Source organism: Prochlorococcus sp. G4PB17, from assembly GCF_059772445.1.
The window spans coordinates 1,303,319-1,329,116 of the sequence record NZ_CM186288.1 but is presented as its reverse complement, the minus strand read 5'-3'; the positions used below and the strand labels follow the sequence as shown (position 1 = coordinate 1,329,116).

The 25,798-nt window shown below is 35.9% G+C and carries 22 protein-coding genes and 1 tRNA gene; 6 read left to right on the top strand and 17 right to left on the bottom strand.

Translation table 11 applies throughout. The annotated features are described in order from the left end of the window. Position 1: 1 nt before the first annotated feature. Positions 2 to 1,363, bottom strand: a complete 1,362-nt coding sequence (locus AC6EJB_RS07685) for a ClC family H(+)/Cl(-) exchange transporter (RefSeq protein WP_498490742.1) — start codon at positions 1,361 to 1,363, stop codon at positions 2 to 4. Positions 1,364 to 1,373: 10 nt separating this feature from the next. Beyond that, entirely contained in the window at positions 1,374 to 3,974 is a 2,601-nt protein-coding gene (gene acnB, locus AC6EJB_RS07680) for a bifunctional aconitate hydratase 2/2-methylisocitrate dehydratase (RefSeq protein WP_498490741.1), read from the bottom strand. A 152-nt stretch (positions 3,975 to 4,126) separates the two neighbouring features. On the opposite strand from acnB, the gene AC6EJB_RS07675 reads away from it, so the two are divergent. Beyond that, complete coding sequence (locus tag AC6EJB_RS07675) at positions 4,127 to 5,203, top strand: 3-deoxy-7-phosphoheptulonate synthase (RefSeq protein ID WP_498490740.1); 1,077 nt, start codon at positions 4,127 to 4,129, stop codon at positions 5,201 to 5,203. A gap of 8 nt (positions 5,204 to 5,211) precedes the next feature. Here AC6EJB_RS07675 and AC6EJB_RS07670 read toward each other — a convergent pair whose 3' ends face one another. The 4 genes from AC6EJB_RS07670 to AC6EJB_RS07655 all read right to left on the bottom strand — a co-directional run bounded on the left by AC6EJB_RS07670 (position 5,212) and on the right by AC6EJB_RS07655 (position 10,479). Next, a complete protein-coding gene (locus AC6EJB_RS07670; RefSeq protein WP_498490739.1) occupies positions 5,212 to 5,865 on the bottom strand; it encodes a diacylglycerol/polyprenol kinase family protein in 654 nt (217 codons plus the stop codon). A gap of 3 nt (positions 5,866 to 5,868) precedes the next feature. Further along, positions 5,869 to 6,891 carry an RpoD/SigA family RNA polymerase sigma factor gene (locus AC6EJB_RS07665; RefSeq protein ID WP_498490738.1) on the bottom strand — a complete coding sequence of 341 codons (1,023 nt, stop codon included), beginning with the start codon at positions 6,889 to 6,891 and terminating at the stop codon, positions 5,869 to 5,871. 153 nt (positions 6,892 to 7,044) lie between these two features. After that, entirely contained in the window at positions 7,045 to 9,174 is a 2,130-nt protein-coding gene (ppk1, locus tag AC6EJB_RS07660) for a polyphosphate kinase 1 (RefSeq protein ID WP_498492991.1), read from the bottom strand. A 60-nt stretch (positions 9,175 to 9,234) separates the two neighbouring features. Continuing rightward, complete coding sequence (locus tag AC6EJB_RS07655; protein ID WP_498490737.1) at positions 9,235 to 10,479, bottom strand: MFS transporter; 1,245 nt, start codon at positions 10,477 to 10,479, stop codon at positions 9,235 to 9,237. 109 nt (positions 10,480 to 10,588) lie between these two features. On the opposite strand from AC6EJB_RS07655, the gene AC6EJB_RS07650 reads away from it, so the two are divergent. Further along, the gene (locus AC6EJB_RS07650; RefSeq protein ID WP_498492989.1) at positions 10,589 to 11,020 is read left to right on the top strand and encodes a GNAT family N-acetyltransferase; all 432 of its coding nucleotides are present in this window, start codon (positions 10,589 to 10,591) and stop codon (positions 11,018 to 11,020) included. A 21-nt stretch (positions 11,021 to 11,041) separates the two neighbouring features. On the opposite strand, the gene AC6EJB_RS07645 is transcribed toward AC6EJB_RS07650, so the two are convergent. Beyond that, the gene (locus AC6EJB_RS07645; protein ID WP_498490736.1) at positions 11,042 to 12,100 is read right to left on the bottom strand and encodes an anthranilate phosphoribosyltransferase family protein; all 1,059 of its coding nucleotides are present in this window, start codon (positions 12,098 to 12,100) and stop codon (positions 11,042 to 11,044) included. Between the two features lie 216 nt (positions 12,101 to 12,316). On the opposite strand from AC6EJB_RS07645, the gene AC6EJB_RS07640 reads away from it, so the two are divergent. Together AC6EJB_RS07640 and cobA are read left to right on the top strand one after the other, a co-directional pair. Beyond that, a complete protein-coding gene (locus tag AC6EJB_RS07640; RefSeq protein WP_498490735.1) occupies positions 12,317 to 13,129 on the top strand; it encodes a CbiX/SirB N-terminal domain-containing protein in 813 nt (270 codons plus the stop codon). Further along, positions 13,126 to 13,911, top strand: coding sequence for a uroporphyrinogen-III C-methyltransferase (gene cobA, locus AC6EJB_RS07635; protein ID WP_498490734.1), 786 nt, complete (start codon positions 13,126 to 13,128; stop codon positions 13,909 to 13,911). Before AC6EJB_RS07640 ends, cobA begins: the two co-directional genes overlap by 4 nt. 9 nt (positions 13,912 to 13,920) lie before the next feature. Here the strand turns inward: cobA and AC6EJB_RS07630 are convergent, their stop codons facing one another. The 10 genes from AC6EJB_RS07630 to mazG form a co-directional block, all read right to left on the bottom strand. Continuing rightward, the gene (locus tag AC6EJB_RS07630; protein WP_498490733.1) at positions 13,921 to 14,760 is read right to left on the bottom strand and encodes an aminotransferase class IV; all 840 of its coding nucleotides are present in this window, start codon (positions 14,758 to 14,760) and stop codon (positions 13,921 to 13,923) included. Next, positions 14,757 to 16,097 (bottom strand): anthranilate synthase component I family protein, encoded by a 1,341-nt coding sequence (locus tag AC6EJB_RS07625; RefSeq protein ID WP_498490732.1) that lies wholly within the window; start codon positions 16,095 to 16,097, stop codon positions 14,757 to 14,759. The genes AC6EJB_RS07630 and AC6EJB_RS07625 overlap by 4 nt, the downstream gene beginning before the upstream one ends. Next, positions 16,097 to 16,774: a 7-cyano-7-deazaguanine synthase QueC gene (gene queC, locus AC6EJB_RS07620; RefSeq protein WP_498490731.1), complete on the bottom strand. Its 678-nt coding sequence runs from the start codon at positions 16,772 to 16,774 to the stop codon at positions 16,097 to 16,099. The genes AC6EJB_RS07625 and queC overlap by 1 nt, the downstream gene beginning before the upstream one ends. Positions 16,775 to 16,820: 46 nt before the next feature. After that, on the bottom strand, positions 16,821 to 17,462 hold the full coding sequence (locus AC6EJB_RS07615) for a 7-carboxy-7-deazaguanine synthase QueE (protein ID WP_498490730.1): 642 nt from the start codon (positions 17,460 to 17,462) through the stop codon (positions 16,821 to 16,823). Further along, positions 17,463 to 19,130 carry a CTP synthase gene (gene pyrG / locus AC6EJB_RS07610; protein WP_498490729.1) on the bottom strand — a complete coding sequence of 556 codons (1,668 nt, stop codon included), beginning with the start codon at positions 19,128 to 19,130 and terminating at the stop codon, positions 17,463 to 17,465. A 103-nt stretch (positions 19,131 to 19,233) separates the two neighbouring features. After that, entirely contained in the window at positions 19,234 to 21,054 is a 1,821-nt protein-coding gene (gene aspS / locus AC6EJB_RS07605) for an aspartate--tRNA ligase (RefSeq protein WP_498490728.1), read from the bottom strand. Between the two features lie 74 nt (positions 21,055 to 21,128). Beyond that, complete coding sequence (gene gcvT, locus AC6EJB_RS07600) at positions 21,129 to 22,247, bottom strand: glycine cleavage system aminomethyltransferase GcvT (RefSeq protein ID WP_498490727.1); 1,119 nt, start codon at positions 22,245 to 22,247, stop codon at positions 21,129 to 21,131. Between the two features lie 356 nt (positions 22,248 to 22,603). Next, on the bottom strand, positions 22,604 to 23,512 hold the full coding sequence (gene speB, locus AC6EJB_RS07595) for an agmatinase (protein WP_498490726.1): 909 nt from the start codon (positions 23,510 to 23,512) through the stop codon (positions 22,604 to 22,606). Beyond that, the gene (gene speE, locus AC6EJB_RS07590; protein WP_498490725.1) at positions 23,509 to 24,375 is read right to left on the bottom strand and encodes a polyamine aminopropyltransferase; all 867 of its coding nucleotides are present in this window, start codon (positions 24,373 to 24,375) and stop codon (positions 23,509 to 23,511) included. The genes speB and speE overlap by 4 nt, the downstream gene beginning before the upstream one ends. Before the next feature lie 10 nt (positions 24,376 to 24,385). Then, complete coding sequence (gene mazG, locus AC6EJB_RS07585; protein ID WP_498490724.1) at positions 24,386 to 25,198, bottom strand: nucleoside triphosphate pyrophosphohydrolase; 813 nt, start codon at positions 25,196 to 25,198, stop codon at positions 24,386 to 24,388. Between the two features lie 141 nt (positions 25,199 to 25,339). Here mazG and AC6EJB_RS07580 point away from each other — a divergent pair. Together AC6EJB_RS07580 and AC6EJB_RS07575 are read left to right on the top strand one after the other, a co-directional pair. Further along, positions 25,340 to 25,411, top strand: a tRNA-Val gene (locus tag AC6EJB_RS07580). A gap of 19 nt (positions 25,412 to 25,430) precedes the next feature. After that, positions 25,431 to 25,781, top strand: coding sequence for an AIR synthase (locus AC6EJB_RS07575; RefSeq protein ID WP_498490723.1), 351 nt, complete (start codon positions 25,431 to 25,433; stop codon positions 25,779 to 25,781). Positions 25,782 to 25,798: the final 17 nt, after the last annotated feature.

The following is a 25,798-nucleotide window of genomic DNA, read 5'->3' as shown; positions in this document are numbered from 1 at the left end:
TTTATTCAATTAATTCTACTTTTTCAATTTCAATTTGTCTTTCATAAATTGAATGTTCATTCAATATTCTTGCAGTTAAAAAACTTGAAATACATGTAATTAAAAGTGGTTTTAGTATCAGTAGATTTTTAGTTAAAGCAAATGCTAAAAACATTGCTGTTAATGGTGTTCTAGAGCAACCAGCTACAAATCCTCCCATGCCAGCAAAAATATATGTTGTAGGTACATGGCCTGTTAAAGCTTCTACTCCAATACCACTTGCTAAACCCATAGCTCCGCCAAGTGTGAGCATTGGATAAAATAAACCACCAGGAGCTCCTGAAGCAGCAGCTAGACCGGAGGAAAAGAACAAAACTAAAAATATACTTATTGCGAGTGTAAAACTATTATTTTCGTTAACAATGATCTTTTGCAATCCTTCAATATTATGAAAATTTTCTGGAATAATTGAATACATTGTTCCAAGTAATAAACCTGACAAACTCATTCTTTCAATACTTTTATTTTTAAACCATCTGTTACCCATTACTTGCATTTTTAGAACATATTGGCAATACATCTCCGCTAAGAAACCAAGCAAAATCCCTAAAACTATTAGGTATAAAAAATCTATTGGGAAGAATTTAATTATCGGTGAATATGCTTTTTCTAATTGAAAACCTAGATTATTAACAAACCCACCAGCTTTTTGATCAAATCCAATTGCTTGTAAAATATCAGCGCAACTATCAGCCCAGAAAGTTGTTACTGCTACTAGTAATAGGACTACTGGTCTAGCTGAATTTAGAAGCTCTTCGATTGCATAAATAAAACCTCCAATTGGCGCACTAAAAATAGCTGCAATTCCAGCACCACCTCCTGCAGCGACAATAACTCTACGAAATGAGATAGGGGCTTTTAGCCATCTAGCCATTTTCCAAGCTACAGACCCTCCCATTTGAACTGCAGGGCCTTCTGGCCCCAGAGGGAATCCACTCCCAATTGCAATTATTCCAGCAAAAAGTTTGACTATCCCCACTCTTAATCCCATTGGGACTGGTTTGTGACGAAGAAAAGCAATGATGTGGCTGACGCCTGCCCCTTTTGCAGAGGGAGAAAAGTTTTTAACGAGTGATCCAGCAATTAATCCTCCTAATCCTCCTAAAATTGGCAAAACTATCCATCTAGGCATATAAATTAAAAGTTTTGATCGATAATTTTCTAATGTGTGGATTCCTGTTTTAAATAATATTCCTGTTAATGCTGCTCCTAACCCTGTAAGGATGAGAGCAAGAATTACGATTAGCCATTTCTTCTGAAGAAGTTTTTTAATACTTTGATTCGATTTCTTGTGTGTTGTAGTTTGATTTTTATTTGTGATCATTTAAATCAAATTAGATTTGTAGAATTGAGGCTTCTTGATCTTTTGTTATTACTCGACCATCCTCGATAAAGTTTGGTATTTCATTAAAGTTTAAGTATCTGTATATTTCGTCAGTTAAAGGAGAAACTTTTTTGGAAGCTATTTCAAGATATTCATCAGTTGAAGGAATATGACCTAATAAAGCACAAACAGCAGCCAGTTCTGCACTTCCTAAGAATACCTGAGCTCCTTTCCCTAATCTGTTGTTGAAATTTCGTGTGCTGGTTGAGAAAACAGTTGAATTATCCTCTACACGAGCTTGATTGCCCATGCATAGAGAACAACCAGGCATTTCCATTCGGCTACCAGCTTTTTCAAAAATCTCATAGTATCCTTCTTTTTTCAAAATTTCCTCGTCCATACGTGTTGGAGGACATACCCACAATCGAGATGATATCGTCCCTTCTCCTTCAAGAATTTTTGCAGCAGCTCGATAATGTCCAATATTCGTCATACACGAACCAATAAAAACTTCTTGAATGGGTGTTCCTGCTACTTCGCTTAAAAGTTTGACGTTATCAGGATCATTAGGACAAGCTAAAACAGGTTCTTTGAGTTCATTTAAGTCTATTTCAATGATTTCGGAGTATTCAGCATTTGAGTCGGCTGATAGTAAATCTGGTTTTTTTAACCAATTTTCCATTTCTTTAATTCTTCTACTTATTGTTCTTGCGTCTTTATATCCCCTTGCAATCATATTTTTAAGTAAAACAATATTGCTTTTTAAATATTCACTGATTGTTGATTCCGAGAGTTGAATAGTACATCCAGCGCAGGATCTTTCTGCACTCGCATCAGTCAACTCAAAAGCTTGCTCTAATTTTAGGTTTGGTAAACCTTCAATCTCTAATATTTTTCCATTAAACACATTAACTTTGTTCTCTTTTGCGACGGTTAGAAGACCTTTTTGTATGGCCATCCAAGGAATGGCATTAACCACATCTCTTAAGGTGACACCAGTTTGTAAAGATCCTTTAAAACGTACAAGAACTGACTCCGGCATATCTATAGGCATGGAACCAATGGCTGCAGCAAATGCCACAACTCCTGAACCTCCTGGAAATGAAATCCCCAATGGGAATCGAGTATGACTATCGCCTCCTGTCCCGACTGTGTCCGGTAAAAGCATCCTATTGAGCCAACTGTGAATGATTCCATCACCGGGTTTTAATGCGATCCCTCCTCTTGCAGCAAAAAAATCAGGGAGTTCTTTTTGAGTTTTGATATCAACGGGCTTAGGATATGCGGCTGTATGACAGAAACTCTGCATTACTAAATCAGCAGAAAATCCTAAACAGGCTAATTCTTTCATTTCATCTCTAGTCATTGGACCAGTAGTGTCTTGACTACCAACTGTTGTCATTATTGGCTCGCAACTCGCACCAGGGAGAACGCCTGTTAATCCGCAGGCTTTTCCAACTATTTTTTGAGCTTGTGTAAACCCCTGCTTTGATGCAGGTGGCTGTCCTGGACGAATAAAAAGAGTAGAGGGTGCAAGTTTTAATTTTGTTCTTACTTTGTCTGTTAAAGCTCTTCCAATCATTAAAGGAATACGTCCACCTGCTCTCACTTCATCAGTAATAGTTTGTGGTTTTAGATCAAATGTTGATAACAGTTCCCCACCGTTGGTTTGATCCTTACTTCTTCTAACTTCTCCTTTGTAAGGGTAAATAGTGATTACATCTCCTGTTTTTAGCTTGCTTACATCACATTCAATTGGAAGTGCACCTGAATCTTCAGCAGTATTAAAAAAAATAGGAGCAATTTTGCCTCCTATTACAACTCCACTCCCTCTTTTATTTGGTACGAATGGTATATCTTCTCCTGTATGCCAAAGAACAGAGTTTATTGCTGATTTTCGAGAGCTTCCTGTTCCCACTACATCGCCCACGTATGCAATTGTATGTCCTTTCTTTTTTAATTTTTCAATAGTGCTTACACCATTCGGATCTCGAGTTTCTAGCATCGCTAAAGCATGTAAAGGAATATCCGGTCTTGTTGTGGCATGAGTTGCGGGAGAGAGGTCGTCTGTATTTGTCTCTCCTTCAACTTTAAAGACTGTTAATGTTATTTCCTCATTCAAAGGTGGTTTATTTGTGAACCATTCTCCATTACACCAGCTATTGATAACTTTTTCTGCATAAATATTATTTTTTGCTAATTCTAAAATGTCGTTTAAAGCATCGTAAACTAAAAGAGTATTACTCAATGCATCACAGGCTGTAGCTGCTAATTCTTTATTATTTGATTTTAGTATTTCAATTAATGCTGCTACATTATATCCGCCAATCATGGTTCCCAAAAGCTTAGTTGCTCTTAAAGGGCTGACTAACGGACTTGTTGATTCTTCTTGAGCAATTGAGCTAAGCCAAGTAGCTTTGACATAAGAAGCTTGATCAACTCCAGGAGGAATTCGATTGATAAGAAGATCAAGTAAGAAGTTTTGATCGATTTCTTTATCTGGTTTTTCTAGTAACTCTGTTAAAGCTTGAGTTTGTTTTGCATCTAAAGGAAGAGGAGGGATTCCTAATGCTTCTCTTTCTGCAACATGTGATAAATAATTTTTAAGCATTTTTAAATTTCAATAGAGAATGAATTTAAGTGAGAGCCTTTTGTTTTCATTTTTAACAACTGCATGTTTCTTGAACAAACATTCAGATAATGCAACTTATTACCCCCTATGACTGATACTTCTCTAATCTTATATCTATGAACATGCTTTAAATGTCCACCTCATCATATTTTTCAATGGTGGATAGCACCTCTGACCTTCATGTGGTCGAGACTCGTCCATTAATGTCACCAGCATTACTTCATAGTGATTTGCCTTTAGATAAGGCGGCCTCTGAGGTTGTCTCAACTACTCGAAAAAAGATCCAATCAATTCTTCATAGTATTGATCCAAGAATTTTGGTCATTGTTGGACCATGTTCGGTTCATGATGTTGATGCTGCTCTTGAATATGCAAATCGTTTAGCTCCATTAAGGGAGAAATATAGTCAGCAGTTAGAAATTGTTATGCGTGTTTACTTTGAGAAACCTCGCACAACTGTTGGTTGGAAAGGACTTATTAATGACCCCCATCTTGATGATTCTTATGATATTAATACTGGCTTAAGAAAAGCAAGAGGTTTATTGCTTGATTTAGCCAAACAAGGAATGCCCGCAGCAACTGAACTACTTGATCCAGTTGTCCCTCAATATATTGCTGATTTAATTAGTTGGACTGCTATTGGTGCAAGAACGACAGAGAGTCAGACGCATCGTGAAATGGCATCTGGATTATCAATGCCGGTTGGTTATAAGAATGGTACTGATGGGACAGCAACGATAGCGATTAATGCAATGCAAGCGGCTTCAAAACCGCATCATTTTTTAGGAATTAATAACGATGGTCATGCTTCGATAGTAAGTACAACTGGAAATCCAGATGGCCATCTTGTTTTAAGAGGTGGTAAGAATGGAACGAATTATCATGTTGATGCAATTAATTTAATTGCAGATGAATTGGCACAATTTAAAATGCCTGGAAGAGTTATGGTTGATTGTAGTCATGGCAACTCAAACAAAGATTTTCGTAGACAATCAGAAGTTTTGCGCAATGTTGCATCACAGTTAAAAGGTGGATCAAAGAATGTAATGGGTGTAATGATCGAAAGTCATCTTGTTGAGGGTAATCAGAAATTAAATTCAGATTTGTCAAAACTTACTTATGGACAAAGTGTTACGGATGCATGCATAAACTTTTCCACAACTCAAGTTTTATTGGAGGAACTAGCTGAATCAGCCAAAAATATTTAGTTAGTTTTTTATATTCCTATTAACCATATACTTATACAAGTTACTCCAATAGGAACAGTTAGATTGTCAATACCCCAAGGACTGATTTGTTCGAGAAAAGTTGCTACTAGTGAAATAACTATAATCTCTAGAGGTTGTATTCCTAAATTATTTGTTGAAGAGGTAATTGAGGTCATTATAGCTACTACTGATACCATTGTTAATGTTCCAATAATCGATTTTTTTTGACCTAGTATTGACCAATTTGGAGAATCAATAGATTTTCCGATTAAACCTGCTAATCCATCACCAAAAGCCATTGATAGTACTCCTATAGAAATAGATGATGCGTAGTGAGGCCAAAAAAGTAAAAGTAAAAGAGTGATACTGATGCCATATGCAATTGTTCCAAAACTTTTTCTTTCAATATCTTCAATGGCAGGTAATAAACGATATTGATAATTAATACCTAAGGCTATGGTGATCAATAATGCACATAAGAACGCTATATTTTTTGGAATATCAAATAACCAGGCTAAAAGAATTACGGGGCCTGTTCCAATATGAATAATTTTTCTACTTAATTCTTCTTTTTTTGGAAAATATCTTTTACATAAAAATGCAATTAATAAAATTATAATTATCCATAAAGCAATAACAAAAATAGCTATTTGAACAGGCAATGTTTAAGCAGCGTTTTGATGAGTAGTCATTACTCGCAATTTTAAAATAGCCTTTGCCTCCAGTTGCCTTACACGTTCTCTCGAAACATTGATTTGTCTTCCTATTTCAGCAAGAGTTAAAGGTTCTTCTCCATCAAGACCAAATCGAAGTCTCATGATTTTTTGTTCTCTTTCATTTAATTGAGCTAACCATCCACCGAGGTGTTCTTTTTGAATATTCCTATCCATTCCCTCCATGGGTTCATCATAATTAGGATCTGGAATTAATTCTCCTAGGGTACTTCGATCTTCTTCACCTCTCGCATGCGCATCTAGAGAGGCGCATGGAGCACTTTGGGATACTAGATCCTCTAGATCTTGAGCTTCAATTCCCATCGCATTGGCAAGCTCTAGGCGATTTGGTTGTCTACCAAATCGATGTGATAATTCCCGTGAGATACGGCGCATTTTTGAGAGCTTTTCACTTATATGAATTGGTAGGCGAATAGTTCTAGCGCTGTTATCAATTGCACGAGTCATACCTTGTCGTATCCACCAGTATGCATAGGTTGAGAATTTATAACCCATTGCGGGATCAAATTTATCAACAGCTCTCTCTAGACCAATTGCACCTTCTTGGACTAAATCAAGTAATTCAAGACCTTGATTTTGATATTTTTTTGCCACACTAACAACTAGTCTCAGATTTGCAGCCATCATACGATCTCTGGCTCGTTTACCCATTTTGATTTTGTGTTTTTGACGCACAGTTCTTTGCTCTAGAGGAAGGCTCAACAAATCTTTCATTTGTTGCACGTGATGAGCAAGCTCAATTTCTTCTGCAGGAGTTAAAAGTGGGACTCTTCCAATACTTGTAAGATAGAAACCTATTGCATCTGTGGTTAGACGATTAGATTGCCTTCGCGAACCACGAGATTTTTGACTACTTACAGTTGATGTAGATAGTTTTTGATTTGTGCTTGCCGAAATGGACTTTTCTGATGAAATATCAGAAATTTCCTTGGCAGATTCCAGCGGGATCCCCATCACCCTGGCCTCTTGAAATTAGATTTATTAAGAAGTTAGCACTTATAAGGAGAAGTTGACTAATTGAAACGAAAAATTCATGACTTTTTGCCTAATTAGGTATAAAGCGCATCAAAAAAATAGATTAAATATTTTGAAAAAAATTGGAAATTTTTAGTTTTCTTCTTTTTTGTATAGCTTAATAATTTTTTCTTGAATATATTTTTTCTTGTCATTTTTCATCTGATTTTTGGAGTAGCTGCCATCACTTTGCATGTTCCAGGAGTCTTTATTGTCTTCTAAATAAGAATCTAATAAATGTTTAATTTCTTTTTTGATTGTATTGTCTTCAATAGGTGTAACTGCTTCAACTCTTCTATCTAAATTACGCCTCATCCAATCTGCACTGCCAATAAATACTTCTGCATCTTCATTATTGTTAAACCAAAAGATTCTTGAATGCTCTAAAAACCTACCAATGATACTTGTTACTTGTATGTTTTCGCTTAACCCTTTTTTCTGAGGATATAGGCAGCACATTCCTCTAACTATAAGTTCAATCTTTACTCCTTCTTGAGATGCTATATATAGAAGTTTTATAATTTCTGGATCTACTAGGGAATTCATTTTGGCTATTATCCTGGCCGGCAAGCCATTTTTTGCATAATTTATTTCTCTTTTTATTAGTTTTTCTATTCCATTTCTAAGAGTTACCGGTGCAACTAATAATTTTCTGTAGTATTGTTGTTTAGCAAATCCAGTCAGGTAATTAAATAGCTCAATAAGATCTTGACCAAGCTCAGGTTGACAAGACAGCAATCCAAAATCTGTATATGTTTTAGAAGTTTTTGAATTATAATTACCAGTTCCAATATGAAAGTATGTTCGTAATCTGTTTTTTTCTTTTCTGATGATTAAAGCGATTTTTGTATGAGTTTTTAGTCCAATCACTCCATAGACAACATGAACTCCAGCTTGCTCTAATTGTTTTGCCCATTGGATATTATTATCCTCATCAAATCTTGCTTTTAGTTCAACTAGAGCCATGACTTGTTTCCCTTTCTCAGCAGCTCTTATTAGTGCATCGATAATTAAAGAGTCTTTAGAAATTCTATACAAAGTCATTTTGATTCCCATGACTTGCTTATCTTCTGCAGCTTGATTTATAAACTCTTCGACTGATGTCGAGAAAAGATTGTATGGGTGATGAACTAGTAAATCATTACGGCGAATGATAGAGAATATACTTTTAAAATTACTTTTATTTCTAGTATCTAATTCTTCTTGTTCTCGCAACTGACTATGCTTAAGTGAATTATGAGTGATCCCCTGATGCTCTTTAAATTTTAATTTTGGAAGATTGAAAGTTGTTAATTCTATTAATTCATCTAATGCTAGGAACCCTTCAATTTGATATAAATTTTCCTTGTCAATATTCATCCCTTCTTGTAAAAGCTCAAGAATTACTGATGGCGTATTTGTGGAGACTTCTAGCCTCACCACCTCACCTCCTTTGCGCCGCTTGCGTAGACCTTTTTCTAACGCACTCATTAAATCATCAGCTTCAATGTCGCGCAGCTCTAGATCTGCGTCTCTCGTAACACGAAAGAACGAATATTCTTTAACACCCATTCCAGGGAAAAGCATGGATAGGTTATTTGCAATGATTTCTTCAATGGCAATTCCTGTGTATTTTGTTGATTCATTCTCATGAAGTTCAATTGGAATACTTATAAATCTAGAAATACTCTCCCTAGGAATTTTTATGCGCGTAAATTGTTCTTTATCTGATTCACTATCGACGATAATTGCAGCTAAATTTAAACTAAGATTACTTATAAAGGGGAATGGATGAGAAGGGTCAACTGCTAAGGGAGTTAATATAGGAAAAATTGCAGTTGTAAAATAATTATCTATCCAAACTTTTTGCCTTTCATTTAATTCATTATATTCAAGTATAAATATATCATTTTTTTTAAAATCTTTTTTTATATATTGTCTGGTTTTATGTTGCTGCGTCTTTAAAATAGGATCTAAATAATTACGAATTTCAATAAGTTGTTCTTCAGGAGATTTTCCGTCTTGGCTTCTTTTTGAGATCCCACCTTCTACTTGTGATTTTAATGAAGCGACTCTAACCATAAAAAACTCATCTAAATTATTACTAAATATTGAACTGAATTTAATTTTTTCTAGTAATGGCGTTTCTTCTTCTATAGCAAGTTCTAAAACACGTTTATTGAAATCAATCCAACTCAGTTCACGGTTTATATAATTTTCATTATTGATTTTTAGAGTAGTCATATCTACAACAAATTTATTCAATTTTTAATTCTTATTTTAATATCTTGATCATCTATAAGTCTAGGAAATTGCTTTTTTCTGGGTAAGACTTTTTCCTGAGATTAAAAACATAACAATTAATAGAAGCAAAATAGTAACAAAGAATGGACTTCTCGGTCCAAAAAGATCATATGAGCGTCCTGCGGCTATTGCTCCAAGAAAAGTTCCTAGACTTTGTAACCCTTGCAGATTGCCTAATACTGCTCCTTGACCTATAGAACTTAGTCTTCTCGAAATTAATGCTCTCAAACTAGGTGTTACTAGTCCAGTTCCCATGGCAAGTATTGCGACGCCACTGAATACAAGAGGAATTGATGTATCTGTATTTGCGAGAGTTAAAAGAATACATCCTGCCATTACAAATCCAATACCAGTAAAAGTTAATCTCGATTCCCCAAATCTTTTTACAAGAGGACCGATGAGTCCTCCTTGGACAATCATCGCGATAACTCCGACTACAATAAAAGCAGCACTACATAATTCAGGACTCCATCCAAATTTTTCTTTTAAATAAAGGACTAAAACAGCTGTAAAACCATTAAATGCCATAAAGAAGATAAAAAATGATAAGCAAAGTCTTCTAGCTAAGGGGTTTTTAAATACAATTAGTAACTGACTAATTGGGTTCAAATCTCTTTTTCTTGGTAATAGATTTCTGTTATTTTTAGGTAGTGTTTCTGGTAAAAATAAAATTACAAAAATCAAATTAAATATTGCAAATCCGCTTGCGACCCATACCGGTAAAGTAACACTAAATTTAGCAAGGGCTGTTCCTAATCCTGGCCCAAGAATAAAACCCAAACCAAAGGCTACTCCAATCAAACCAAAGGTTTTTGCGCGATTTTCGGGAGTTGATATATCTGCAAGTATGGTAGTTGCAGTAGATGCAGTACCTCCACTTATGCCATCAATTATTCTTGCCAAAAATAGTAAAGATAAAGGTAAAGTGGAGGCCCATAAAGGTAAATAATTATCCCAATCTAGACTCACGGTTATTGCAAATAAACATATGCCAATTACAGAACCTGATACACATGTGATCATGATAGGCTTACGTCCAAAACGATCACTCATGGCACCAATTAGCGGGGCCGCAGCAAACTGAGATATTGCATAAGTTCCCGTTAGAAAACCGAGAGTTGTTGCGCTTGTGGTGAATTGTTCTAATAAAAAAGGTAAGAGAGGTAAAACAATAGTTTCACCTAATCGATCATCTAGAAGTGTTATGAAAGCTCCTAAAAGTGTGGGAATTTTTAGCCTTCTCAAAGCAAATAGCTCATAATTTATTCACCCTCTCATACTGTCAGTGAGTTTGACATCTTTAGGTAGACACAGTCTAAATCGATATTTGCGACCTTGTGAGAGTTCCGATGAAATGGCTTTGAGAGAAGTTTATGAAGATGCTATTCGAACTTGTGATAAATCCTTATACAGTCAAAAACAGATTGATGCTTGGTCTTCCTTGGCTTATCTCCCTGGGATTTTAGATAAACCTCTTAAGGAAGGAGTTGGTTGGGTGAGTTGTGTTAATAAGACGATTGAAGCATTTGCTTTGAGATATCCAACTAATCGCTTAGCATTACTTTATTGCCGAGGGCGTTCTTCACGACAGGGTCACGCTACAGCTTTATTACATCAAATTGAAGAAGATACTCTCAAAGATAGACCTATAAATTTAAAAACAGAGGCAAGTTTATGTAGCTATAAATTGCTTTTACGTCATGGATGGACAATTACTGCTCCTGAGGAAATTCAAATAGGAGGTGTTCATTTTTTACGCTATTTAATGGCAAAAACTTTGCATTGAATGGCTTTTTAAAAGGTCCTCTTATGAATCAATATTTGCTTGTCTCCACTTGATTAATTTTTCTAAGTGCTCTAAAGCATATCCTGAATTGATTACTTCCTTTGCTTTATTGATTCCAACTTTAATATCAGAACTTAAGCCAGCATAAAAAAAGTAAATACCAGCATTCCATTCTAGTGCTTTAATTAACGGGCCCTCTCCATTAAGAGCTTGGAAAGCAAATCTCTGCCAGTCTTCGATGTTGGTCCATTCAAGATCTTGTCCCGAATATTCAAAGTCTTTGGGATGATAAACCGCTCTAGTTCCATTTTGATTTTTATAATGACCAATTGTTGATGAACGACTTATTGAAAGATCGATCCCACCTTCAAGTCCTTTAACAGTAATTACGTTTTCTTCATCCATAAGCTCAAGTGTTTTCCAGTGCCTTTCTTCAGTTGGAGAATGAACATAGCCACTTATATGTAGATGCTTTCCTTGATGACATGTCCAGATTAATTCCATACTGGATAGCGGTGGTCGTTTACCTATTTGATCTCTATAAGGTATTAAATTTTCAGCTAGTGGAAAATGATCTGGCTGATGGATTAAAGCAAGTTCGTTATGGTTGAAAAAACTTTGTAGTTGAGAAATTGATAGACCAGTTAAATTTAATCCTAAGGCTTGAAAGAGTTCGTTATGAGTAACGCCGTATTTCACAGGCATGCGAGAACCACCATGCAAAATAACAGGCTGTTGTTGCGTTAGTAATAGTAAGGTTGTTAGAGGATATAGAGGAGCAGTTTTTTTGCGACCATCAAAAGGCATCCCAAAAAATATAGGTTGACGTTGATTACTGGGTGATTGAATTTTTGGTCCCAGCTCTATATATGCATCAATCATCCCGGCTAATTCTTCCGGGATAGGACGTCTAATTCTATGTGCAATCATGAAACCACCAATTTGCGCTGCACTTGCTTCTTCTTTCAGCATCAGTTTGATAGCTGCTTTAGTTTCTCCACGAGTTAGACTTTTTCCTGTAAATTGCCCACTCCCTATTTTTCTTAAATAAGTTTTAAATTCTTCGTATTTATATGACATTCGTGTGTGTGTTTTGAAAGTTTAGTTTTGTATGCAAGTTCGTTGCGTTGAGTATTTTTTTAATTTTATCAAAATCTAAAGCAAGATTATCGCTTTGATTGATCGGTCTCAATTGGTCTCAATTTTTTTTAGTATTATCTTCCATTTTTCTTTAATGCTCCTAATTGTTTGATTTTTGAGCATTTTCCATACTTCTTGCACTGCAAATAGGTCTCGATGAAAAGTACTTTTAAATCTTTTGCTTCTTTGGTTCTTGATAGTATTCCAACAAGGACTTCCTCCTCAAATGAAACTATTAGTTCTGAAGCGTCTAAAGTTTGTCATGATTTGGCTTTTGATGAGTTAACTGGAATTAGTAATACATTGACAGGTATTAGTGAAGGGTTGTCTTTGTTACCGAACAGAACTGATCTGAAGACTCATCATCATTTACATTTACTTGTGCATGGCTCTAAAGGTGGGGAAATTCATTCATCTCTCATTTCCACAATAGAACAATTAAAAAGATATAAGAATAGATCTGTTTCTATAGAGGCTTTGACTCAAGAAGTGCCACCTAAAGTTGAGATTGGTAAAAAATCAATGTTATTGGTTCCTCTGTTTTTGTTACCTGGCACTCATGTCTGTAATGACGTTCCAAAAATATTCAAACGTTTTCAGGACGATGGTAAAAATATTAAATTGTTTCCTTTTTTAGGTTCTTTTCACCCATGGCTATCATTAATAGGTGATTGGATAAATAATCATAGTTCTTTTGATAAACCTGCATTGATTCATCATCCTGTTTCTTCAGAGACCTCTAGTGTTTTCGTAAAATCATTGGAAAATGTCTTAGACATTCCATTATATTCATGGACCAGATGGAACCAAGATATTTTGTATGGTGAAAAGAACTATTTTCCTATTCCTTATTTTTTAACCCCAAATAAAAATGTCGAAATTGATAGTAAAGGGAAACAGCTCAAATCTTTGCTTGAAATTGAAATGATTCATCGAGGTCTTATAAATATCTTAGGAAACTTGCCATGACCACAGAGCAGCTTGGTACTGTTTATCTGGTGGGAGCAGGGCCTGGCGACCCTGATTTGTTAACAGTTAAAGCACAAAGATTAATTAGGCAATGTGATGCTCTTGTATACGACTCTTTAGTTCCAGTTGAGTTGCTTAACTTAGTATCTGCAAACTGCCAACTTCACTCAGTTGGTAAGAGACGTGGTCACCATTCAGTTCCTCAAAGAAAAACGAATGATATTCTTTATGATTTAGCTAAGAGTTGTTCTTGCATAGTCCGATTAAAAGGAGGTGATCCATTCTTATTCGGTCGAGGCGCGGAAGAAGCTGCCTATCTCGCTAAAAAAGGTGTGCCAGTTCAAGTTGTACCCGGAGTTACATCTGGCATCGCTGCTCCAGCTTATTTAGGTATACCTATTACTCATAGGCTTGCTGGATCTTCAGTAACTTTTGTGACTGGACATGAAGGAATTGATAAAAAGCGTCCAGCAGTTGATTGGCGCTCTCTAGCTCAATCTACTGATGGATTAGTCATATATATGGGTGTTTATAATTTAAAGTTTATCTCTACAGAATTAATTGCTGGGGGAATGAATCCAACCACACCTGCAGCTGTAATTCAGCAGGGAACTGTTGTTGGACAACGCTTCATAAAGTCAACATTAGAGACTCTTTTTGATCGAGTAGAAGCCGAAAATTTCATCTCTCCCTCTATCGTTGTAATAGGGTCTGTTGTTGATTTCCAAGTAGAGGCTTGTTCTCCTCCACCTGCTGATGTTACGTTCCCAATTCCAATCTAGTTAAAAGCGTCAATCACTCTCTGTAGATTTCAATAGGTTTAGCCAAAAGTCTTTAGGGTTTGTTATGACCCTCAACTTTTTTTTATTTATCTGTTTAATTGGCCGACAACTCAAACTATTAATTAGGAACCATTCATCATTATCTTGAGGTATTGTCTCAATGATGTTCTCTTTTATTATATTTAAATCAATTCCTCGTTGACGCATTATGCCAGGTAGACAACCACTATTAGATGGTGGGGTCAACCAATGATTTGCTCTTTTTACTAATATATTTGCTGTAGTGGAGCAACATATTTCACCTTGACTATTTAATAATATTGCGTCATTAAAGCCTGCATTTTTTGCTTCTAAGCGTGCTTGAATTCCTTGACTATAAGAAAATGTTTTACAATGACTTAAACGGCTAAAAGAATTTCTTCTTTCAGTTTGACTAATCATTGTAGATATAGATTCAAAATTTGGTTGATAAGAATCTATTTCCAACCAAAAATTATGATGGCTTGTGTGATTTATATCAATTCCACGTTGCCCGGATTCTCCTCTTGTCCAATTAATTCTAATGACTCCATCGATGTTATTTAATTTTGTTCGATTAATGCCATCTTCAATGAGTGAAATCAACCATTTTTTTGATGGTGGGGAATTCATTCCTAAGATAATTGCACTTTTTTCCCATCTATTTAAATGCTCATCTAGAAGCTGCGGAATGCCATTCAAAATTAAAATCGTTTCAAAGATGCCATCCGCAAAGTTTAGTCCTCTATCATTAATTGGTACTTTTAAATCTTTGAAGATTCCCCAGTGACCATTAATCCAGCCTAATTTTTTTCTTTTACTTTTAATCATGTTAATGCTTGTAAAAGTGGCATTAATTTCCAATTCATTTCTTCAGCTTCTTTTTGACTATCTGAATCTGCAACAACCCCACACCCAGCATGAGCAGTGATGGAGTATTCTTTTATCATTAAGGATCGAATTAGAATATTACTATCAAAGACTCCATTCCAATTGATATTTAATATTGATCCACAATAAGGACCTCTCGCTGTTGGTTCAAGTTCATACAATCTTTTACACGCTCTAAGCTTGGGCGCTCCTGTTATTGATCCACCTGGCCAGCAGGCTTCAAGTAAGTCAACCCATGTTTTATTTGTATTTAGCGTACCTTTAACTACTGAAGTTAGATGATGAACTTGAGAATAGCTCTCTAAAACAAGTAGATGAGGGACTTTAATTGAACCAGGTTGGCATACTCTTCCAAGATCATTTCTTAGTAAATCTACAATCATCACATTCTCTGCATGATCTTTTGTGCTACAAATAAGATCTGCTGCCCAATCAGCATCTTTTTCTGGATCTTTGTCTCTGGGTCTAGTTCCTTTGATTGGTCTTGTTTCTACCTCACCACTTGGTAAAACTTTCAGAAATCGTTCTGGTGAACTGGATATAATAGCTTCTCCTTTTGCTAATTGATCTCCGATAATTACTCCTGAAAATGGTGCAGGAGAGTATTTTTTTAGTTTTGAGTATACGTCTATTGGACGCATGGATTCTGGCAATGGGGCTTGGCAAGAGGTGGTTAGATTAGCTTGGAAAATATCACCGTTGGCAATCCATTTTTTGATCTCATCAACTCTTTCAGAATATTCTTGACTTGTTAACTTCCATTCCCAGGATCCTAGGGGGATTTGATGCTGGCATTTTGTTTGTTCTGTCGTTTCAGTGTCTGTTTTAGAAAGCTTTTTATGAAAAGTGCTATTTAGAAAATTCTTCATTATTGATAGGCGTTTTTGATCATGGCCCTCTAGCCATAGCTCTTGCTTTTGCAGATCAAATTTTAATATAGGGTCATGGGAGGCTATCCATAAAGTTGCCATAGAACTTGCTTTCCAAGGATTTTGTGGTTCTGTCCAAGATGCAGCTTCATAACTCAGCCAACCAGTCCAATGTCCTGGTGGTAATTCGCGTAAAATTTTAAAAGGATTTGAATTTGTTTTTGAAATTCCTAATTCTCTAGAACAAAACTGCTTTAAAGGATTAATTCCCAAAGTAACCCATCGACCTAAATCACTCCCATCACCATCAAGCCATATAAATCCAGCCTCTCCCCATTCTTGAATCAATTTGTGAGCTACTAGCTCAGGTGATTGCCACTGACATAGTTGTCGTTTAATCTTATTCACTAGATATCTTGATTACATAGATCTTCGCGACCTATTTCTTTTAATGCTCTATCTCTAATACGACAACTATCACACTTACCACACGGTTGACTTTCACCTTTATAGCAACTCCATGTTTTTTCTACAGGAATTTGTAAGCGTAATGCCTCTTTAAAGATTGTTGTTTTTTCCCAATTCAGTAGTGGAGCCCACAGTTTTATACCTTTCCCTTCGCGCCCTACTCTGCTGGATAAGTTGGCTAATTCTTGATATGCCTTTAAATAATCCGGTCTACAGTCTGGATATCCAGAATAATCCATTGCATTAATACCTAATGCTATTCGATTTGCACCACGAGCCTCTGCAAGACTCAACCCAATAGCAACAAAGATTGTGTTTCTACCTGGAACGTAAGTGTTAGGAATGGTATTTTTTTGTATGCCTTTAGTGGGTATTTTTTGTGACGTGTCGGTTAAGGAGGACCCACCCCAGGAAGATAAATCAATCTTGATTGTTATATGATCTTCAAGATTTAAATCTTTTGCTAAATCAGCTGCTGCTTGTAATTCTTTCAAATGTCGTTGGCCATAATTAAATGATAAACCAATTACTTTTTGCCCAGCTTCTATCGCGATACAAGCAGCTGTAGCCGAATCAATTCCTCCGGAAAGTAATGCAATTGTTGTCTGTTTAATCATTATTTTTTTTTAATCCAATGAGGCAAAATCTCATTTATCTAGATGGTTAGAGTACACCTAGCCATTTGTGAGTTTGCATACTTAATCTCCAATCAGGATTATTTTTTACAAACTTAATTGCGAGTGTTTGCCCCTCTTCATTGTCCCATCCTGCTTGTAAAAACAATTGAGGTTTAATGTTTCCATTATTTTTTATTAAATTATTCATTTTTTTAGCAAAAAGTAAATCTTCAGCGTTCTGTATAACAACTTTTAATTCCTGGCACGACAAGAGATTATCAAGACGTGGAGGAGAATGCCGTTTGGGAGATAATGTTATCCAATCTGGGTTGCCACTTAATCTATCTACGCCACTGGTTTCGAGATGAATTGGAATAGATTTTTTCTCTGGGTTGAGTGTAGACTTTCTAATTTCTCTGCATAGATGATCTAAATTATGATGTAATGGCTCACCTCCAGTGATTACAACAAAAGCTGCACCTTCTTTTTGGGCTTTAGCTGTGTTAATTGATAAATCTATCAAACTTTTTTGTGGGTGAAGTTCGGAATTCCATGAATGTTTCGTATCACACCAAGGACAGCCAACTTTACAACTAGCTAATCTAATGAAGTATGCGCTTCTACCAGCATGTTCTCCTTCTCCTTGTAGAGAATGAAAACATTCCACTACTGGTAGAGATGGTTCCATTTATTGCTGTTCTATAGATTTTTTTTCAATAATTTTTGATTTTGGATTGAATGCCTCATTTGGTGAGGATGGTACGCGTAATTGTGCCGCTTGTATCAAGCCACTAAATAAAGGGTGTGGTTTCCCTGGCCTAGAGAGAAATTCTGGATGATATTGACATGCAATAAAAAAAGGATGATTTTTTAATTCTATTAGTTCTACCAACCTACCATCAGGTGAAGTGCCACTAATTACATAACCAGATTCCATTAGGAGAGTCCTATATGAATTATTGAACTCATAACGATGTCTATGCCTTTCGTAAACAACTTCTTCGTTGTATAAACTTTGTCCGGTTGTGTTCGTTTGAAGTCTACAAGGATATACTCCTAATCTCATTGTTCCACCTAGATCAACCACGTCTTGTTGTTCTGGAAGCAAGTGAATTACAGGGTGTTTTGAATTCGGATTTAGTTCTGCACTAGATGCATCTTCTAAACCAGCTATATTGCGAGCCCACTCAATTACAGCGCATTGCATACCTAAGCAAAGTCCAAGAAAAGGTACTCTTTGCTCCCTTGCCCATCTAATAGCAGCTATTTTTCCATTGACGCCACGATTACCAAAACCTCCTGGAACGACAACAGCGTCCATTCCCTGAAGTAGTTTTTCAGCTCCCTGTGATTCTATGTTCTCCGCATTGATCCAGTGAAGATCTAAAGATGCATCTTGCGAGATACATGCGTGACGTAATGCTTCGACTACTGATAAGTAGGCATCATTTAATTGTACATATTTGCCAACTAATGCAACTTTGACAGAAGGTCCTGGATTGCGCAATTTATGGACTAATCGTTCCCAGTCTTTTAAATCACTTTCATGATCAGTCAGATCCAAGCAATCTAATACTTCCTTGCAAAGTCCCTCATCTTTTAGTGCTAATGGTACTGAGTAAATACTGTCAGCATCAAGGGATGCTATGACCGCATCAGAGTTAACTCCACAGAAACCCCCTATTTTATTTTTTAAATCATCATTAATGGGCCTATCACTGCGACAAACTAAAATATCTGGCTGAATACCTATAGAACGTAATTCTTTTACTGAGTGCTGTGTTGGCTTGGTTTTAATTTCTCCAGAGGTCCCTATGTAAGGTAATAATGTGACGTGAATATAAACAACATCGTTTCTTTTTACATCCCCTTTAAATTCTCTTATTGCTTCTAGAAAAGGTAGAGATTCAATATCTCCAACTGTTCCTCCAATTTCTGATATCACTACATCTGCACTACTATTGTCTGCTACACGCTTAATTCTTTCGCGAATTTCACGGGTGATGTGGGGGATGACTTGAACTGTTCTTCCGTCATAGTCACCTCTTCTTTCTTTATTAATAACAGCTTGATAAATGGAACCTGTCGTGACGCTGTTTAATCTTGACATTGCCGTATCGGTAAAACGCTCATAATGCCCAAGGTCTAAATCAGTTTCAGCCCCGTCTTCAGTTACAAAAACCTCTCCATGTTGAAAAGGGCTCATGGTCCCAGGATCAACATTTAAATATGGGTCAAGCTTCAAAATCGAAACACTGTACCCTTTTGATTTAAGTAGTCTGCCAAGACTTGCGGCAACAATTCCTTTGCCAATGCTTGAAACTACACCACCAGTGACGAAAACAAATTTTGCCATTTACTTTTCAATCATTCTTTAAGCTACCTTGATCTAGGTAAACGCCAAGAAATTAACATATTTTCTCTTTACGATAATGTGTTTACCGCTAATTTCTATCAATTCAATCAGGATCTATCCAAGTAGAAGCTATATGGAGGTCTTCTAATTGTTTGTTTTCAACGTTTGCAGGGGCTTTCGCCATGGAACACCGAGCTTGTTGTGTTTTTGGAAAAGCAATAGTATCTCTAATTGAATCTTCATTGGATAAGAGCATAACTATTCTGTCGAGTCCAAATGCAATCCCGCCATGTGGAGGAGCACCCATTGAAAGTGCATCAATTAAAAAACCAAATTGCTCTTCTGCTTCATTTTTAGATAGACCAATTACTTCTAGTACGGTTTTTTGAAGTTCTGAGTTGTGAATTCTTAAAGATCCTCCACCAATTTCTAATCCATTAAGAACTAGATCATACGCTTGAGCATTTGAATTGGGTAATTTGTCTTTCCATAAGCTTTCTGATTCACCAATATCTTCAGGCTTAGGAGCGCAGAAAGGATGATGAATTGCTTCTAGTCGATTTTCATCAGAATTGAATTCAAACATAGGAAAATCAGTCACCCAAAGAAAATTCCATTGAGCTTTTAATTCGTTGTCTGAGATTATTTGTAGATCTTTCGCAATAAATTGACGAATTCTATCTAAAGTTCTATTAACAATGTTTGTGGGCCCTGCACCAAAAAGGATTAGATCACCAGGTTTAGCTTGGGTTTTTAATAAGAGTTCTTTTATTTGCGAGGTAGTTAAATTATCTTTTATGGCTCCAATAGTATCGACTTCTTCATTATCTCGAACTCTGATAAATGCCAGTCCACCAGCCCCAGCCTTTTGGGCTTCACTAAAAATATCTCCACCTGGTTTTATTCTGACATTACTAATTAAACTATTGCCATCCTCAATGGTAATGCACTTAACGCAGCCACCAGAGGAAATAGCATTTGAAAAAACTTTAAACCCACTTTTCGAAAATAAATCACTTGTGTTGACAAGTTCCATTCCATATCGAGTATCAGGTCTGTCAGTTCCAAAGCGATCCATAGCTTCTTGCCAAGTCATTCTTGGAAATGGAGTTTGGAGATCAATCCCTTGAATTTTTTTCCATATGGTTACGATTAATTTTTCATTTAATTCAATGATCTCTTTTTCCTCCATAAAACTCATTTCAATATCTAATTGCGTAAATTCTGGTTGCCTGTCTGCGCGTAAATCTTCATCACGAAAACAACGTGCGACTTGGTAATAACGTTCAACTCCACCAACCATCAACAATTGTTTGAATAATTGTGGGGATTGCGGTAAAGCAAAAAACTCGCCACCACATACACGTGAGGGGACTAAGTAATCTCTGGCTCCTTCAGGAGTTGATCGAGTCAAGATAGGTGTTTCAACTTCTATAAATCCTTCATTTTCAAGAAAACTTCTAGCGGCTTTGACAGTGTTATGTCTCAATCGCAGATTATTATTCATCCTCTCTCTTCTAAGATCTAAATATCTATGCCTTAGCCTGATTTCTTCTTTAATACTCTCCTCATCATGAATTGAAACGGAAAAGGGGAGTGTAGTAGTTACAGGATTGAGAATTTTTATATTTTTAGCTAAGACTTCTACTTCACCGGTTGAGATTTTAGTATTAATAGCTTCTTCAGGCCTTGCTCTTACTAATCCATTGATTTGAAGAACAGTCTCATTTCTTAGACTTTCAGCAAGGCTAAAAAGATCCGCCCCTTGATCGGGATCAACTGTGATTTGAAGCGTTCCAGAGCGGTCTCTTAGATCAATAAAAATTACTCCGCCATGATCCCTTCTGCGATCTACCCAACCACATAGTTGAATATTTGCGCCTATTGCGGAAGCTCGTATTTCTCCACAAGTCTTATCGCGCATGAAACTCTCAATCATCATGAGTAATGAGTTTCCCACAAAGACCGGCTTTTATGCACAACACAGTTTCTACTTGCTCAAAAATCTTTTCGATAGAAAGGTTTTTTTACGATTATCGCAGGATGTCGTTTCCCTCTAATTTCTACTTCTAATTGAGTATTTACTTTTGCAATTTCGCTTGGCACATAGGCAAGAGCTATAGGTTCTTTCAATGTTGGAGACCAAGTTCCGCTTGTTACAATTCCAACAGTTTGGTTGTTGTATAAAACTGAATATCCTTTTCTTGCAATTCCTTTATCCTGGATTTTTATACCAACAAGTTTTTTTCGCGTTCCATCTGCGGCCTGCTTTTCTAGAGCTTTCCTACCAATGAAATCATGGGGCATTTCTAAATGAACTAACCAACCCAAGCCAGCTTCAAAGGGAGTTGTATCTAAGTTGATATCGTTGCCATATAGATGCATAGAAGCTTCTAATCGCAGTGTATCTCTTGCTCCAAGCCCGCATGGAGTGACTCCTGATTCAATTAGATTTTTCCAGATGGACTTTGCTGTGTCTGGCGATGATAAAAATTCGACACCTTCCTCTCCTGTATAACCAGTTCGAGCAATAAAAATTGATTCTTTTGAATTGCTTATTTCGAGTTTAGTAGTAATAGTTCTGTGACCAAAACGTGGCAAATTCAATAAAGGCTCTTGAAGAATTTTCTCAAACGTATGGATTGATTCTGGACCTTGGAGGGCAATTAATGCACCCTCTGGCATGAATTCGGATATTGTGATTTCCTTTTTAGACAGATTTAAACTCAACCATTCAATGTCAGACTCTTTTCTTGAAGCATTAATCACTAGAACTATACTTTCTTCTTGTGTATCTAAGATTCCTTGATCATAAATTATTAGATCGTCTTGAATTCCTCCATTTTCTTTTAAAAAAACTGTATAACACGCTTCACCAGGTCCTATTCGAAACACGTCTGAAGGAACTAAATTTTGTAATGCGCTTTTGATATTTTTACCTTTTAATTGGATAACACCCATATGAGATATGTCGAAAATTCCAACATTTTTTCTTACTGCATTGTGTTCTTCTATTAATCCAGAAAAACTAACAGGCATTTCCCAATTTGCAAAAGGGACCATTTTACCGCCTAATTTTTTGCATTCTTGATAAAGAGGAGTTTGCAGTAATTTCATTTTTTGTTAAACGTTAAAAGCAATTCACAAGTAATAACGTGAACCTATAAGTATTTCTAAAACTAAATTTAATGCTTTGTGGCTCGATCCGGAAAGTTTTACTACTCTATGAGTCTTGGGTTAAGACTTAATGACTGCAAAAAGATCTTGTAGGAGTTGCAATCAGTGTGGTTCAAGTCATTTTGATTCATTCTTATGGTGCAAACTTAGAAAGATAAAAATACATTCTGAGATATCTTCATTTGTTTCTTGTGGTCATTGGATAAAAAAACAACCTAATTTCCCAAAGATTTCTGAAAAATTTGTTCATCAACAACTCGATTTTGGAAAGGTACTAGTTGAATGAGAATTTAAATTCAAAATTTTAAGGAAGATTTGTCCAATAACATAATTAATGAACGTATAACTTTTGCAGCCAGGATGCTACTAATACCAGTGTTATCAAGTTTGGGAGATAATTCGACTACATCAGCACCAATTAAGTTATGAGATTTAATCACATCTATTATTGCTGCAAAATCTCCCCAGAAATAACCTCCAGGCTCTGGAGTGCCTGTTCCTGGCATTATGGATGGATCAAACCAGTCTAAATCAAAAGATAGATAGATTGGCGTTCCTTTAAAACTTTTCAGAGCGTCTTCTAAAGATTTTGCATTCTCTCCCAAACTATGTTGAATTAATCGTTTGGTATTATTCATTTCAAGAAATTCTGATTTTGTTCCACTTCTTATTCCTATTTGAAAGATCTTTTGGCTAGGTAGTATTTCTAAACATCTTTTCATAGTACATGCATGGCTAAATTTACTACCTAACCATTCATCCCTAAGGTCTGCATGAGCATCTAAATGAAGCATAATTAAATCAGGATAATTAGTAATTATTGATTTAATAACCCCACTTGTTATTGAATGTTCTCCGCCAATAATAAGAGGCTTTAAATTATTTTTAAGTAAAATATCGATAGCATCTCTTATATAATCAAGTGTTAGCTTTGCATCTCCAAGGGGAACATCTAATGAACCAACATCAGCAAAGCTTATATCCTCTAAATCTAAATTTAATTGTGGACAATATGTTTCAATTCCATAACTATCTTCCCTAATAGCAGAAGGACCAAATCTTGCACCAGGTCTAAAGCAACAAGTTCCATCATAAGGAACTCCTAAGAGCGATACTCTGCATTGATCGATACCTCTTTGTGCACCCATAAATATTGCACCGTCATTATTAAATAGTGATAGATCTTTGAGATTGGATTTGGTCATGTTTTTGCGAGCTTCCTTTCCATGAATGCAGGAATAGTGTTAAATGCACCTCGTTGCCATCGCTCACTCCAAATCTGACAATTTTTGGAGATCTCTTCTACTCGACTTTTTTTTGGATGCATATATTTTGGCTTTTCCATAGATGCAAATGTCCAGCTCCATAAACCGCTTGGGTATATCGATACAGATCCATACATTGGATCTGCGTAGTCAAAAATTTCACGAAGAACATTGACAATATTTATGTGAAGTTTCTGAAAAGATTCTGGCGATTCACTTTGTGTTGCAAAAACCCCTCCTGGTTTAAGTATTCGTTTGCAATCAGTGAGAAAAGAATTGCTGAATAATTCTTTGGAGGGTCCAATAGGATCTGCGCCATCAATAACAATTACATCATATGAATTATCTTTTGTATGTTTTACCCAATCAATACCATTCTTAATTTTTAAATTTAATCTTGAATCAGACCATGCTTTTTCTCCGATAGTAGGTAAATACTTTTTACTTAATTCAATAACTCTTAGATCGATTTCAACTAAATCTATAGACTTAACCTTTTTATATTTTAAACATTCTCTTGCACTACCCCCATCACCTCCTCCAATGATTAAAATATTATCTATTTGCTTAGAACAACATAAAGCAGGATGAATAAGACATTCGTGATACCACTTTTCAGACTTTTCAGCTGTCATCCAACAATCATCAAGTAATAATGCTTTGCCATACCTTTTGCTTTCGAATATGGTAATTTTTTGAAAAGGACTAGACTCTTCTAGTATTAATTTTCCCTGTAGTCCATATCTAACACCTTGATGATACTCGTCAAGCCAACCTGACCTTGTTTTTAGTTTATTATTCATAATTATAATATTAATGTTTGAGATTAATCTTGGCTAATTCCCAGTATCGCTTTAATTTCTTTTTTGGTTGGGAATATAATTCGCCCTCTATATTTTTTTCTATATACGTAAATCGTTCAAGGAATCTTTGATTAGTTTTTGCTAATCCTTGTTCTATAGATATTTTATGCCACCTTGCAATATTTATCAAAGTAAATAATACGTCTCCAATTTCAGCTTCAGCTTCAGAAGTTTTTTCTTTTTTTAATGCATCTTTTAATTCTTCTAATTCTTCATACAATTTATCCCAAATTTGATCACTTTTTTCCCATTCGAATCCGTTTTTTGAAGCTTTTTTAGAGATAATTAGTGCTGCTCTCGTTGCAGGCTGGGGTCGTATCTTTAACTTTAACCTGTCACTAATTGGAGTTTGTGAATTATTTATTGGTCTTTCTTTATGCTTGATTTTTTCCCATGATTCCTCCACTTCTTTTATACTAATTACTTCTTTTTTTTGGAATACATGTGGATGCCTTCGAATTAGCTTTTCAGTGATTATGTCAATGATATCTGTCATATCAAATAAGTTTTTTTCTTTTGCTATTTGAGCATGCAAAATTATTTGTAATAAGAGATCTCCAAGCTCTTCTTTTAATTCATCAGGGTTGTCTTCTCTTATTGCGTAAGCAACTTCATAGGCTTCCTCTAGAACATATGGGATCAAAGAAAGATGAGTTTGCTTGAGATCCCAAGGACAACCATTGATTGGATCTCGAAGGTCTGAAACTACGTCAAGAAGTTTATTGATTTTTTTTTCTGAGTTTATTTGGTTTGTTTTTGTCATTTCTTGTTGTTTAAAGAGAGCTGTAACTAAGCTCAGAAAACGATTTTTTTTGAATCGTTGATCTAATTATGATTAATTCTCAGCAACAAAGCAGCTTGAGGTATAAAGTACATGAACTAGTCCAAGGACTAAAAGTTGTATGGGCGATTAGCTCAGCGGTAGAGCGCCTGCCTTACAAGCAGGATGTCCCTGGTTCGAACCCTGGATCGCCCATCTAAATTATTCTTTATTTATGCAAAATGGATCTGGATTAAAAATTTCAGCAACAGCAGTAGCAGAGTTAAACAGGCAAGCTGCTTTTACTGGCACTCCAGGAGTTATGCATATTGATTTATTGGATGATAAGTGTGGAGAAGGCTGGAAATTTCTCAGAATTAGGCCAGGAAAAAATGATGGTGTTCCACTTGCTAGAGCTGATGGAATTACTTTGTATGCACGCCAAGATCAAATCCAATTTTTTCAGGGTCTTAAGCTGAATTATTTTGGTGATTTAAGTGGAGGTGGATTTTTGATTAGCACGCCAAAAGGGGCAGAAGCTTCTCCATGTGGATCAGGCTTTAGAAAACTTACAAAAGTTCAATAATTTCATCCAATAAATGG